General features: G+C 69.2%; 11 protein-coding genes and 1 other RNA gene. All 12 read left to right on the top strand.

Annotated features, from left to right (window positions below):
- Positions 1-434: hypothetical protein (locus ABSH63_RS07650; protein WP_352888736.1), on the top strand; the 434-nt coding region annotated here is incomplete at its 5' end.
- A gap of 258 nt (positions 435-692) precedes the next feature.
- Positions 693-1,087: RNase P RNA component class A (rnpB, locus tag ABSH63_RS07645), an RNA gene on the top strand.
- A gap of 308 nt (positions 1,088-1,395) precedes the next feature.
- Positions 1,396-1,836, top strand: a complete 441-nt coding sequence (gene mraZ / locus ABSH63_RS07640; protein WP_352888735.1) for a division/cell wall cluster transcriptional repressor MraZ — start codon at positions 1,396-1,398, stop codon at positions 1,834-1,836.
- 12 nt (positions 1,837-1,848) lie between these two features.
- Positions 1,849-2,838 carry a 16S rRNA (cytosine(1402)-N(4))-methyltransferase RsmH gene (rsmH, locus tag ABSH63_RS07635; protein ID WP_352888748.1) on the top strand — a complete coding sequence of 330 codons (990 nt, stop codon included), beginning with the start codon at positions 1,849-1,851 and terminating at the stop codon, positions 2,836-2,838.
- Positions 2,835-3,107, top strand: a complete 273-nt coding sequence (gene ftsL / locus ABSH63_RS07630) for a cell division protein FtsL (protein ID WP_352888734.1) — start codon at positions 2,835-2,837, stop codon at positions 3,105-3,107. Before rsmH ends, ftsL begins: the two co-directional genes overlap by 4 nt.
- Before the next feature lie 43 nt (positions 3,108-3,150).
- A complete protein-coding gene (locus ABSH63_RS07625) occupies positions 3,151-4,908 on the top strand; it encodes a peptidoglycan D,D-transpeptidase FtsI family protein (RefSeq protein ID WP_352888732.1) in 1,758 nt (585 codons plus the stop codon).
- Entirely contained in the window at positions 4,905-6,449 is a 1,545-nt protein-coding gene (locus ABSH63_RS07620) for a UDP-N-acetylmuramoyl-L-alanyl-D-glutamate--2,6-diaminopimelate ligase (protein WP_352888731.1), read from the top strand. The genes ABSH63_RS07625 and ABSH63_RS07620 overlap by 4 nt, the downstream gene beginning before the upstream one ends.
- On the top strand, positions 6,446-7,804 hold the full coding sequence (locus tag ABSH63_RS07615) for a UDP-N-acetylmuramoyl-tripeptide--D-alanyl-D-alanine ligase (RefSeq protein WP_352888729.1): 1,359 nt from the start codon (positions 6,446-6,448) through the stop codon (positions 7,802-7,804). The genes ABSH63_RS07620 and ABSH63_RS07615 overlap by 4 nt, the downstream gene beginning before the upstream one ends.
- On the top strand, positions 7,804-8,889 hold the full coding sequence (gene mraY / locus ABSH63_RS07610) for a phospho-N-acetylmuramoyl-pentapeptide-transferase (RefSeq protein WP_352888727.1): 1,086 nt from the start codon (positions 7,804-7,806) through the stop codon (positions 8,887-8,889). Before ABSH63_RS07615 ends, mraY begins: the two co-directional genes overlap by 1 nt.
- A gap of 20 nt (positions 8,890-8,909) precedes the next feature.
- A complete protein-coding gene (gene murD, locus ABSH63_RS07605) occupies positions 8,910-10,280 on the top strand; it encodes a UDP-N-acetylmuramoyl-L-alanine--D-glutamate ligase (protein WP_352888725.1) in 1,371 nt (456 codons plus the stop codon).
- Positions 10,277-11,509 (top strand): putative lipid II flippase FtsW, encoded by a 1,233-nt coding sequence (gene ftsW, locus ABSH63_RS07600; protein ID WP_352888723.1) that lies wholly within the window; start codon positions 10,277-10,279, stop codon positions 11,507-11,509. The genes murD and ftsW overlap by 4 nt, the downstream gene beginning before the upstream one ends.
- Complete coding sequence (murG, locus tag ABSH63_RS07595; RefSeq protein ID WP_352888721.1) at positions 11,506-12,573, top strand: undecaprenyldiphospho-muramoylpentapeptide beta-N-acetylglucosaminyltransferase; 1,068 nt, start codon at positions 11,506-11,508, stop codon at positions 12,571-12,573. Before ftsW ends, murG begins: the two co-directional genes overlap by 4 nt.
- Positions 12,574-12,625: the final 52 nt, after the last annotated feature.

Here is a 12,625-nt window from a genome sequence, read left to right as displayed (position 1 = left end):
GCGTGCTTCAGGATCGCAACGATCTGGGTTTCGGTGAAACGCGACTTCTTCATCAGAACCTCCTGGCTGTACGATGCCAGAAAGCTCTACTTTCAAGTTGTCGCCGCGGCGGGGAAGCTTACGGCACGACGCGCACGATGACGCGTGTCACGCCTGAGAAGGCCAAGACTGAGCTGAAGGTGGGTGACCAAGTCCGTATCGAGACTGCCTCCGGACTGACAGCAGAGTTGAAGCTGACGGCGATCGACCAGGAACGACTTTGGGGAACGAGTCCGCGCGGCGAGCGCCTGTCCTTCGCATTCGAGGAACTGCGATCGGTCGAATCCACGCGCTTCAGCGCGGCGAAAACCGCCGGCGCGATCAGCGGCACGGTCGTTCTGCTCTATATCCTGGGGATTCTTGCGTTCGCAATAGGCATCAGTAGTGGAGGCTGACGATGCGCTGCCAATCGCTTCTGGTGATGTTGCTCGTGACGCTGATGGCTGCTTGCGCCCAAACGCGAGCAATCACGCCTCCGTCCGCTGCAGTGGTGGATGAGCAGCTGCGTTCCGAAGCTGCGGCTCCCGGTGGCGGATTCGTTGCACGCCAGGTCCGGGATGCGATGGGAAGGGAGGCTCTCGCCCTTATTGAGGTCTGGAACGGACTTTAAGTCCGGTCTCGCTGAGTCTTCACGATGCGCGATAATGCGCGTGGGAGTCGGCCGGACAACCGCTGCAGCGTGCGCGCGGCAGAGGAAAGTCCGGGCTCCACAGGGCAAGGTGCCAGGTAACGCCTGGGCGGCGCGAGCCGACGGACAGTGCAACAGAGAGTAGACCGCCGATGGCCCCGATACTTTCGTGTTGGGGCACAGGCAAGGGTGAAACGGTGCGGTAAGAGCGCACCGCGAGTCCGGCAACGGACCGGCACGGCAAACCCCACCTGGAGCAAGACCAAATAGGGAAGGTGTGCGGCGTCAGCCGCACGACACGCGGCCCGCGTGCCTTCCGGGTAGGTCGCTGGAGCGCGGCGGCGACGCCGCGTCGAGAGGAATGGTTGTCGGGGCGCGCCAGCGCTCGCACAGAACCCGGCTTACAGGCCGACTCCCCTTTTTCTCACCGGCGGCATACTGCGTTGCCAGATCGTGATGTTTTATCAAAAAGAGCAACGCCATGCGTTGAATAAACACGGTATGGCCGCCGCCGGAAGCTTCGGCGCGATGCCGCGGCGCCGACTTTAAGAATCACGCTTAATCCGCTGTTTTGTATGAGATTGGCGAGGAGATTCGCGGGCCGATCATAAGCCGCTGTTTTGCCGCGACTTTTGCCGTGCCGGTGGCTTGCGGGGGGGGCGCTCGTGGCGTATAGTGCACCCGAAGTGGTGGAAAGTGGGAGAAAGTGGGGTATCCCCGCGTCGGCCATGTTCAAGGGCGTGCATCACCTGGCGGTGGATGAAAAGGGGCGCCTGGCGATCCCGGCCCGCTATCGCCTTGCGCTCGCCGAACGATGCGACTCCCAGCTGGTGATCACCGTCGGCCCCAATCCCTGTCTTGAGATCTACCCCTTGCCCGAGTTCGAACGCATCGTCCGCGACATCCAGGCGATGGAGGACCGCGAGCAGGCCGAGACCCTCAAGCAGTGGTTCGTGGGTTTTGCCGCCGACGCCGAGATCGACAAACAAGGGCGCGTGCTGCTGCCGCCAATGCTGCGCAAACGCGTGCAGCTCGATGGCGCGGCGGTGCTGATGGGCCAGGACAGCCGCTTCGATCTGTGGGCCGCGGCGGAGTGGGAACGGCGTTTCGGCGAGAGTGTCGATCGCATGCCGGCGCTGCAGTCGGCGTTCCGGACGATCCGGCGGTGAGGGGCGGTGACGATGTTCGATGCCGCGCCCGCGCCGTTTCGCATCGGGGCTGAAGCCGCCGTGGATCTGCACCGGCCGGTGATGCTCGACGAAGCGCTGGCCGGACTGGGCCTGCGTTCCGGCGCCTTGGCGCCGAATCCGATCTACGTGGACGCGACCTTCGGCCGCGGCGGCCACAGCCGCGCGATTCTCGAACGCCTCGCCGGGTGCGGTGTGCTGCACGCGCTGGATCGGGATCCGGCGGCGGTCGCGCACGCGCGCGCGGTCTTCGGTGGGTTCCCGAACTTCGTGATCCACCATCGCAACTTTGCCGACATCGGTCGGCTGGCGCAGGAGCTGGGCATCGCCGGCCGCGTCGATGGCGTGCTGATGGATCTGGGCGTGTCCTCGCCGCAGCTCGACGATGCGGCGCGCGGCTTCAGCTTCGCCAAGGACGGCCCGCTGGACATGCGCATGGATCCGCAGGCCGGGGAATCGGCGGCGGCGTGGCTGGCGCGCGCGCAGGAAGCCGAGATCGCCGAGGTGCTGTGGCGCTTTGGTGAGGAGCGTAACAGCCGGCGCATCGCGCGGCGCATCGTCGAGGCGCGCCAGAGGACGCCGCTGACATCGACCGCGCAGCTCGCGGCCCTGATCGAGGGTGTGCAGGGTCCGCGCAGTCGCGTGCGCGGCGGCAAGGCCGGCGCGTCAAGACCAAGAATCCACCCGGCCACGCGCAGCTTCCAGGCGATTCGCATCCACGTGAATCGCGAGCTACAGGCGCTGGAGTGCGCACTCGATACGGTGATCGACGTGCTCGCGCCGGGCGGGCGGCTGGTCGTGATCAGCTTCCACTCGCTCGAGGACCGCATCGTCAAGCACCGCCTGCGCGACGCCGCGCGCAGCGATGCGCCGCGCCTGCGTCTGCTCGGCAAGCAGTTCCCGAGCGATGACGAGTGCGCGGCCAATCCGCGCGCGCGCAGTGCGGTGCTGCGCGTCGCCGAGCGGCTCGGGGGGCAGCCATGAAGTCCGGCGCCATGCTGCTGCCGCTGGCGCTGATCGCCGCGGTGTTCGTCTCCGCGCTCGCGGCCGTGCGCACCAAGCACGAGAACCGCGCGCTGGTCGCCGAGATCGAGAGCCTGCGCCAGGAGCGCGAGCGCCTGGAGATGGAGTGGGCGCAACTGCAGCTCGAAGAGGCGACGCTGGCGCACAACAACCGCGTGGACAAGATCGCGCGAGAGGCCTTGGGCATGACCGAACCGCGCGATTACGTGATCGTCGAGGCCGCGCCATGAGGCGGCAACGACATCGGCCTTGCGTGCCAGCCGAGGTGCGCCGATGACCGCGGTGCGACACCCCGTCGCCGAGCCGGTCGGTGGTTGGCGCCGCAGCTTCGTCATCGGTGCGATGGCGCTCGGCGCCTTCATCGTTTTCGGTCGGGCGTTCCAGTTGCAGGTGCTGGAGCGCGACTTCCTCACGCGCGAAGGCAACAAGCGCCACATCCGCACCATGACCATCCCGGCGCATCGCGGGGCGATCCTCGATCGGCGTGGAGAGCCGCTGGCGCTGTCGGCGCCGGTCGAGACGATCTGGGTCGTGCCGTCGGCGCTGCTCGAATCGCCGGCGCACCTGACCGCGCTGGCGAAGTTGCTGGACCGTCGCCCGTCCGAGCTGGAGCGTTTTCTCAAGGCGCGGCTCGACCGCAAGTTCGTCTACGTCAGTGATCCGCTGTCACCGGCCGAGGCCAAGCGCATCCTTTCGCTCGGCGCGCCGGGCGTGTTCTCCGAGCCGTCCTATGCACGTTACTACCCGGCCGGCGAAGTCGCCGGCCAGCTCGTCGGCTTCACCGGCCGCGACGGCACTGGCCTGGAAGGCATCGAAAAGGCGCAGGAAACCGTGCTCGCCGGCCGCGACGGCGAGCGTCGCGTGATTCGCGATCGCGCCGGCCGCGTGGTCGAGGACAACCTCGAGTTCCGACCAGCGCAGCCGGGCGAGGACGTGCGCCTGACCATCGACCTGCGCATCCAGTATCTCGCCTATCGCGAGCTGAAGAACGCAGTGGCCGAGCATCGTGCCAAGGGCGGCATGATCGTCGTCGCCGACAGCGCCACCGGCGAGGTGCTGGCGATCGCTTCGCAGCCGGGCTTCAACCCCAACAACTCCGGCGAGCGCATGTCCAAGGGCGCACGCAATCGCGCCATCATCGACTCCTTCGAGCCGGGTTCGACGGTCAAGCCGCTACTGGTCGCGCAGGCGCTGGAGCTGGGGCTGTACCAGCCCTCGAGCCTGATCGACACGACGCCAGGCACCTTCAAGGTCGGCGCGCTCACGGTGCGCGACGTGCACCCGCAGGGTGTCGTCGACCTGGCCAAGCTGCTGAGCAAGTCCAGCAACGTCGGTGCGGCGAAGATCGGCATGACGCTGGGGGCCGAGGCCGTCTGGTCCGGCTATCAGCGTTTCGGCCTCGGCGAGCCAATGTACACGGGTTTTCCCGGCGAGGTGAATCCAGTATTGCGGCATTTCAGCGAATGGGGACAGATCGCGACCGCGACCGCCTCCTACGGCTACGGCTTCTCGCTGTCGGCGTTGCACCTGCTGCGCGCGTACGCGGCGCTCGCCAATGACGGTCTGATGCCGCAGATCAAGCTGGTGCGAGGCGGTCTGCCGATGCCGCCGCAACGCGCGGTATCGGCGAACACGGCGCGTGCGGTGCGGCGCATGCTCGAACAGGTGGTGACGCCAGAAGGCACGGCGCGGCGTGCGGCGATCAGCGGCTACCGCGTCGCCGGCAAGACCGGCACCGTGCGCAAGATCGCCGAGACCGGCGGCTACGACGGCAATCGCCATCAGTCGCTGTTCATCGGCATGGTGCCGGCCGAGCGGCCGCGTCTGGTGGGTCTGGTGATGATCGACGAACCCGGTCCCGGCGGTTACTACGGCGGCCTGGTCGCCGCGCCGGTGTTCTCCAAGGTGATGCAGGGGGCGGCGCGTCTGCTGCAAATCTCGCCCGAGGGCACGGATGCGCCGGAGCTGGCGCCAGCCGTGCCGCACACCGTCGCGTTTCCGCTCGGCGGCGCCGCGGAGCCGCGCTCATGACGCGGACGTCGGCTGCCGCAAGTGGGCGCGCCGCGGCGGGGCTGGCGCCGCGCTCGCTCAAGGCCTTGCTCGCCGGTTATGGCGTGCCGGCACCGGACGTCGAGGTCACCGGTGTCGAGACCGACTCGCGCCGCATCGCGCCGGGGGATCTGTTCCTCGCCTGCCTGGGACGCGGCACGCACGGTCTGGCGTATCTGGACCAGGCCTTGGCGCGCGGCGCCGCGGCGCTGGCTTGGGAACCGGCGCCGGGTTGGGCGCAGCCGCAGATCGAGATCCCGGAAATCGCGGTACCGCAGCTCTCGGCGCGCGCCGGCGAGATCGCCGCGCGCTTCTTCGGCATGCCCTCGCAACGCATGTTCTGCGTCGGCGTCACCGGCACCGACGGCAAGACTTCGACCGCGTATCTGGTCGCGCAGGCGCTGGATCGGCTCGACCTGCCCTGCGCCTATATCGGCACCATCGGCAGCGGTCGCGTCGGCGCGCTCGCAGACAGCACGTATACCACCCCCGATGCGGTGAGCCTGCAGCGCCGTGTCGCCGCACTGCATGCCGACGGTGCGCAGGCGCTGGCGATGGAAGTGTCCTCTCACGCGCTCGACCAGTCCCGCGTCGCCGGCATGCACTTCGACGTCGCCGTGCTGACCAACATCACGCGCGATCATCTCGACTATCACGGCACGGTCGAAGCCTATGTCGCCGCCAAGCGGCGCCTGTTCGAGCGGCCCGAGCTCAGCGCCGTCGTGCTCAACCGCGACGATGCCCACGGCGCGGCCTTTGCGACGGGGCTGCCGACACGGGCGCAGCGCATCGTCTACGGCCTCGACGGTCCGGTCCCGGAGGGCGGCGCCTGGGTGATCGGCCGCGCGCTGCGCCTGACCGCCGATGGCATCGCGCTGTCGCTCGATACGAGCTGGGGCCAGGCCGAGCTGCACAGCCGCCTGCTCGGCCGTTTCAATGCCTACAACCTGATGGCGACGCTCGCGGTGCTGCTCGCCCGCGGCACGTCCTTGCCCCGCGCCGTCGCCGCGCTCGCCCAAGTGCACACCGTGCCGGGGCGCATCGAGTCGTTCCGGGGCAGTGCCGGGCCGCTCGTCGTCGTCGACTACGCGCATACGCCGGAGGCCTTGCGGCAGATCCTCACCGCGGTGCGCTCGCACGTGCGCGGTCGCCTGCATTGCGTGTTTGGCTGCGGCGGCGATCGTGATCGCGGCAAGCGACCGCTGATGGGGGCCATCGCCGCGGAACTCGCCGATGCTGTGATCGTCACCGACGACAACCCGCGCAGCGAGGCGCCGTCGGCGATCGTCGATGAGATCCTCGCCGGCGTCCCCGATACGCGCCGCTCGGTCGTGCAGGTGATCCACGACCGTGCCGAGGCGATTCGCACCGCGGTGCACGCATCCGCCGCCGACGATGCGGTCGTCGTCGCCGGCAAGGGTCACGAGCGCACGCAGACCTATGGCAGCGAGGTGCGTGCGTTCAGCGACCGCGAGTTCGTCGCAAGGTTGCTCGGCATCCCGCTGCCGGGGACGCAGGCATGATGACCCTCGCGGAACTGGCGCAGGCCATCGGCGGCGAGCTGCGCGGCGGCGATGTCGCCTTCGGCGGCGTGAGCATCGACAGTCGTGCGCTCGTCGCCGGCGAGCTGTTCGTCGCGCTGCGCGGCGAACGCCATGACGGGCATGCCTTCGTCGCGCAGGCGCAGGCCGCCGGTGCGGCTGCCGCGCTGGTGTCGCAGTGGTGTGCATGCGCCTTGCCGCAACTGCGCGTCGACGACACCCTCGTCGGCCTGCAGCGCGCCGCCGCCCACTGGCGCGCGCGCCGGTCGATGCCGGTCGTCGCGGTCACCGGTAGCAACGGCAAGACCACCACCAAGCAGATGCTGGCCGCGATCTTCACCGCGCGCGGGCCAGTGCTGGCCACGCGCGGCAATCTGAACAACCACATCGGTGTGCCGCTGACGCTGCTGCGCCTGCGCGACGAGCACCGCACCGCGGTGATCGAGATGGGTGCGAACCATCTCGGCGAGATCGCCGCGCTGGCGGCGCTGGCACGCCCCGACGTCGGCGTCGTCACCCAGGCCGGCGACGCCCATCTGGAAGGTTTCGGCTCGCGCGAGGGCATCGCGCGCGGCAAGGGCGAGCTGTTCGCCGCGCTCGACGGCGGCGTCGCCGTGATCAACGCCGACGACGTCTACGCGCCGCTGTGGCGCGGCCTTGCCGCAAAGGCCGCGCATCTGCACTTCGGCATCGATGCCGATGCCGACGTGCGCGCGCAGCACATCGAGATTCTGGCCGACGGTGCCGGCAGCCGCTTCACCTTGCGCACGCCGGACGGTGCGGCGCCGGTGCACCTGGCGTTGCCGGGCCGGCACAACGTCATGAACGCGCTCGCCGCCGCCGCCTGCGGTGTCGCGCTCGGCCTGGGTGTGGGCGAGATCGCGCAGCGGCTCGCCGCGGTCGAAGCGCCCCAGGGCCGTCTGAGCTGGAAGCGCACGCCGCAGGGCGCGCGCGTGCTGGACGACAGCTACAACGCCAACCCCGGCTCGCTGCGCGCGGCGATCGAACTGTTGTCGCAGCTTCCGGGTCAGCGTTGGCTGGTCCTCGGCGACATGGCCGAGCTCGGCGCCGATGCCGCCGAGTTGCACCGCGATGCGGGCCGCTTCGCGCGCGCGCGCGGCATCCATCGTCTCTACGTCCTGGGCCGGCTGGCGGCACAGGCGGCCGATGGCTTCGGTACCGGCGCCGAGGCCTTCGACGACCTCGCCGCGCTGCAGGCGGCGCTGCGCGAGCGGCTCGACGCCGACACTGTGGTGCTGGTCAAAGGATCGCGCTCGGCGCGCATGGAACGTGTGGTCGAGGCGCTGACCGGTGGCGCCGACGACGGAGCCCACTGATGCTGTACGAATTGGCGGAATACCTGCGGCAATACGTCAGCGGCTTCAACGTCTTTTCGTACCTGACGTTCCGCAGCGTGCTCGGCGTGCTGACCGCGCTGGCGTTCTCCTTCGCCTTCGGTCCGTGGATGATCGAGCGGCTGTACCGCTTCAAGTTCGGCCAGCCGGTGCGCGACGACGGGCCGCAGACCCATCTGAAGAAGACCGGCACGCCGACCATGGGCGGCGTGCTCATCCTGTGCGCGATCACCGCGGCGACGCTGCTGTGGTCGGACCTCGGCAACCGCTTCGTCTGGTTCGCCCTGGGCGTGACGCTCGCCTTCGGCGCCGTCGGTTTCGCCGACGACTACATCAAGATCAAGCACAAGAATCCCAAGGGCCTGCCGGCACGCCAGAAGTATTTCTGGTTGTCGCTCGCGGGTTTCGGGGTCGCGACGCTGATCTTCTCGACCGCGCGCGCGCCGGTGGAGACGACGCTGATCTTCCCGTTCGTCAAGGACGTCTCGATCTCGCTCGGACTGTTCTTCATCCCGTGGGCCTACCTGGTCATCGTCGGCGCGAGCAACGCGGTCAATCTCACCGACGGCCTCGACGGGCTCGCGATCATGCCGACCGTGCTGGTCGCCTCGGCGCTGGCCGTGTTCGCGTATGCCAGCGGCAACGTCGTAATCGCCAAGTATCTGGGCATCCCGTACATCCCCGGCGTCGGCGAGCTGGCGATCTTCTGCACCGCGATCGCCGGCGCGGGCTTGGGCTTTCTCTGGTTCAACGCCTATCCGGCGCAGGTGTTCATGGGCGATGTCGGCGCGCTGGCGCTCGGCGCCGCGCTCGGTGTGGTCGCCGTGCTGGTGCGTCAGGAAATCGTGCTGGCGATCATGGGCGGCGTGTTCGTTGCCGAGACGCTGTCGGTGGCGATGCAGGTGCTCTATTACAAGTACAGCGGCGGCAAACGCATCTTCCGCATGGCGCCGCTGCACCATCACTTCGAACTCAAGGGCTGGCCGGAGCCGAAGATCATCGTGCGCTTCTGGATCGTCACGCTGATCTTGGTGCTCATCGGTCTGGCTTCGCTCAAGGTGCGCTGATCGTGAACGTGAGGCGGAAGATGCAACGAGGCTTGCGCGGCGAGCGCGTGCTCGTCGTCGGCCTCGGCGCGTCCGGTGCCTCGGCTGTGCGGTACCTCGCGCGCGAAGGCGCGGACGTCGTCGCCACCGATTCGCGCGCCACGCCGCCGGGAGTCGACGCCCTGCGCGCCCAGCTCCCGCAGGTGAATTTGCGCCTCGGCGCGCTCTCGGCGCCGGAGCCGCTGTCGCAGTTCTCGATGGCGGTGGTCTCACCGGGCATCGCCCTCGAAGAACCCTTTGTGCGCGAACTCGCCGGCGCCGGCGTCGAGATCGTGGGCGACATCGAGCTGTTCGCGCGCGCCCTGTCCACGTCTCACGCCGCGCGCCTTTCGCCGCACGTCGTCGGCATCACCGGCTCCAACGGCAAGTCCACGGTGACGACCCTGGTCGGCGAGATGGCGAAGGCCTCGGGCATTTGCGTCGCCGTCGGCGGCAATCTCGGTACGCCGGCGCTGGATCTGCTCGATGACGCGGTCGAGCTCTACGTCTTGGAGCTGTCGAGCTTCCAGCTGGAGACGACCAGCAGCCTGCGCTGCGCCGCGGCGACGGTGCTGAACCTGTCGCAGGACCATCTCGACCGCCACGGCACGATGGCGCGCTATGGGGCGATCAAGCGCCGCATCTACGACGGTTGCGGCACCGCAGTGTTCAATCGACAGGACCCGGCCACGACGCCGCCGGCCTCGACGCCTCGCCTCGTGAGCTTCGGCCTCGATGAACCGGACGATGGCCACTACGGCATCCGCGACGTCGACGGCGAGGCCTGGCTGTGCCGCGGCAGCTCACGTCTCACGTCTCAGGTCTCACTGAAGATCTTCGGCCGTCACAACTGGGCCAACGCGCTCGCCGCGCTGGCGCTGGCGGATGCCGTCGGCATCGACCGAAACGCCCAGCTCGCGGCCTTGCGCAGCTTCTCCGGCCTGCCGCATCGCTGCGAGTTCGTGCGCGAGCTGTGCGGCGTGCGCTGGTTCAACGACTCCAAGGGCACCAACGTCGGTTCGACACTGGCGGCACTCAACGGCCTGCCCGCACCGATCGTCTGGCTCGGCGGTGGTCAGGGCAAGGGCCAGTCCTTCGCGCCGCTGCGCGAGCCGCTGGCGCGCAAGGGCCGCGCTGCGGTGCTGTTCGGCGAGGACGCGGCGCGGATCGAGCGTGACATCTGCGGCGCGACGCCGATCTACCGCGAAGCCGACCTTTTGGCTGCGGTCGCGCGCGCGCACACGCTGGCGCGCTCGGGCGATCAGGTGCTGCTGTCCCCGGCCTGTGCGAGCTTCGACCAGTTCCGCAACTACATCGAGCGCGGTGATCGGTTTCGTGCCGCCGTGCTCGCGCTCGCGGGGGGCGGGACATGAACGCCCTCGCCATACGTCTGCAGCAAAACCTGCCGCTGCCGCACGCGCGTTACGGACTCGACGTCTGGCTATGCGGCGCCGTGTCCGCGCTGCTGCTCTGGGGGCTGATCATGGTCGCCTCGGCCTCGGTCGCACAGGCCGAGAAAGCGACCGGCGAGGCCTTCTACTTCCTCTACCGACAGTTGATGTTCGCGCTGCTCGGCGTCGGTATCGGTGCGGCACTGTACTGCGTGCCGCTGATCACCTGGGCGCGGCTGCATCTGTTGCTGTATCTGTTCGCCGTCTTGCTGTTGGTGGCGGTGCTGGTCCCCGGGGTCGGCGTCGAGGTCAACTCGGCACGGCGCTGGATCGACATCGGTGTGCTGCGCCTGCAGGCCTCGGAGCCGGCGCGCCTGGCCCTGATCGTCTTCATCGCCAACTACATCGCGCGGCGCCAGGCGGTGTTGCAGCACAGCTTGCGCGGTCTTCTGCTGCCGCTCGCGGCGATGACGCTGCCCTGCGCGCTGTTGCTGGTCGAGCCGGACTTCGGTGCGACCGCCATCTTGATGGGCGTGGTCTTTCTGATGCTGTTCCTCGGCGGCGCTCGCGTCGGCTATTACCTCGCGCTGCTCGCGGCTGCGGCGTCGGCGCTGGCCTACCTCGCCGTGGCGGCCCCATACCGGCTCAAGCGGCTGCTCAACTTCACCAATCCCTGGGCCGACGTCGAGAACGGCGGCTGGCAGCTCGCGCAGTCGCTGATCGCGATCGGCCGCGGCGAATGGACCGGCGTCGGCCTGGGCAACAGCGTGCAAAAGCTCCTGTACCTGCCGGAGATGCACACCGACTTCATCTTCGCGATCCTCGCCGAGGAGCTCGGCCTGCTCGGCATCCTCGTGCTGCTGGTCCTGTTCGGCATCGTCGTCTGGCGCGGGTTCGCGATCGCTCGCGTAGCCGAAGTCGCCGGGCGCCAGTTTTCGGCGTTCCTCGCCTACGGGCTCACCGGTTGGATCGGTCTGCAGACGCTGATCAACATGGCGGTGAACCTGGGCCTGCTGCCGACCAAGGGGCTGACCCTGCCGCTGCTCAGCTACGGCGGCTCATCCCTGCTGACGGTGTGCGCGATGATCGGCCTGCTGCTGCGCGTCGACTACGAGAATCGCAGCAGCGCCTTCGCGGTCACTCCGGCCGAAGACGCGCTCGCATCCGCACGGCCGCGGCGGCGTCATCGCGCGGCGGAGGGCCGGCCATGAAACTGATGATCATGGCTGGCGGCACCGGCGGCCACGTCTACCCGGCGCTGGCGGTGGCCGAGTATCTGCGCGAGCGCGGCCACCAGGTCGTTTGGATGGGCGCGCCGGACAGCTTCGAGTCGCGCGTGGTGTCGGCGCGCGGCATCCCCATGTGTCTGATCCGTGTCTCCGGTCTGCGTGGCAAGGGGGTGATGCGCCTGCTGCAGGCGCCGCTGCTCTTGCTGCGTGCCGTGCTGCAGGCGCTGCGCGCGATACGCCGCGAGCGCCCGGACGCGGTGCTGGGCATGGGCGGGTTCACCGCCGGTCCGGGCGGTGTTGCCGCGTGGCTGCTGCGCCGGCCGCTGCTCATCCACGAGCAGAACGCCGCACCGGGCCTGACCAATCGCTGGCTCGCACGCCTGGCCTGCATCGTCATGGAGGCGTTCCCGCGCACCTTCGTCGCGGCGCGCAGCGTCGGCAATCCGGTGCGTCGCGGTTTCGCCGAGCTGCCGGCGCCGGGGCAGCGCCTCGATCACGACGGTGCGCCGCGGCTGCTCGTCATCGGCGGCAGCCAGGGTGCGCGCGCGCTCAACGAACAGGTGCCGCGCGCGCTGGCGCTGCTGACGCCGGCCGAGCGCCCGGACGTGCGCCACCAGGCCGGCCGCACGCTGGAAGTCGCGCGGCGCGCCTACGCCGACTGCGGCGTGGACGCCTCGGTCGAAGCCTTCATCGAAGACATGCCGGCCGCGCTGGGCTGGGCCGATCTGGTGATCTGCCGCGCCGGCGCATCGACGATCGCCGAACTCGCCGCGGCCGGCGTCGCCTCGGTGCTGGTGCCGTATCCGCACGCGGTCGACGACCACCAGACGCGCAATGCGGAGTATCTGCGCGATGCCGGCGCCGCGGCGCTGCTGCCGGAGCGCGAGGCCACGCCCACGCAGCTCGCCGCGCTGCTGCGCGAACTGCTCGGCGATCGCCTGCGCCTGCAGCGCATGGGCGAGGCGGCGCGCCGTGTCGCGTGGCCCGATGCCACCGCGCACATCGCCGATGCCTGTCTCGAAGCGGCAGGAGTGCAAAGACCATGACCAGGTCCACGAGCCCGACCGTGAACGATCGCGATGACGCGCGGGCGCTGAC

This window comes from Sinimarinibacterium thermocellulolyticum, from assembly GCF_040327995.1.
Classification (GTDB): domain Bacteria; phylum Pseudomonadota; class Gammaproteobacteria; order Nevskiales; family Nevskiaceae; genus Solimonas; species Solimonas thermocellulolyticum.
The sequence above is the reverse complement of the archived record's forward strand: the minus strand, read 5'-3'. Positions and strand labels throughout refer to the sequence as shown.

Bases quoted from the DNA above. Each gene is read 5' to 3' on its own strand.
- ftsW (WP_352888723.1), top strand. From the start codon at position 10,277: ATGAACGCCCTCGCCATACGTCTGCAGCAAAACCTGCCGCTGCCGCAC.
- ftsL (WP_352888734.1), top strand. From the start codon at position 2,835: ATGAAGTCCGGCGCCATGCTGCTGCCGCTGGCGCTGATCGCCGCGGTG.
- ABSH63_RS07620 (WP_352888731.1), top strand. From the start codon at position 4,905: ATGACGCGGACGTCGGCTGCCGCAAGTGGGCGCGCCGCGGCGGGGCTG.
- mraY (WP_352888727.1), top strand. From the start codon at position 7,804: ATGCTGTACGAATTGGCGGAATACCTGCGGCAATACGTCAGCGGCTTC.
- rsmH (WP_352888748.1), top strand. From the start codon at position 1,849: ATGTTCGATGCCGCGCCCGCGCCGTTTCGCATCGGGGCTGAAGCCGCC.
- murG (WP_352888721.1), top strand. From the start codon at position 11,506: ATGAAACTGATGATCATGGCTGGCGGCACCGGCGGCCACGTCTACCCG.
- ABSH63_RS07615 (WP_352888729.1), top strand. From the start codon at position 6,446: ATGATGACCCTCGCGGAACTGGCGCAGGCCATCGGCGGCGAGCTGCGC.
- ABSH63_RS07625 (WP_352888732.1), top strand. From the start codon at position 3,151: ATGACCGCGGTGCGACACCCCGTCGCCGAGCCGGTCGGTGGTTGGCGC.
- murD (WP_352888725.1), top strand. From the start codon at position 8,910: ATGCAACGAGGCTTGCGCGGCGAGCGCGTGCTCGTCGTCGGCCTCGGC.
- mraZ (WP_352888735.1), top strand. From the start codon at position 1,396: ATGTTCAAGGGCGTGCATCACCTGGCGGTGGATGAAAAGGGGCGCCTG.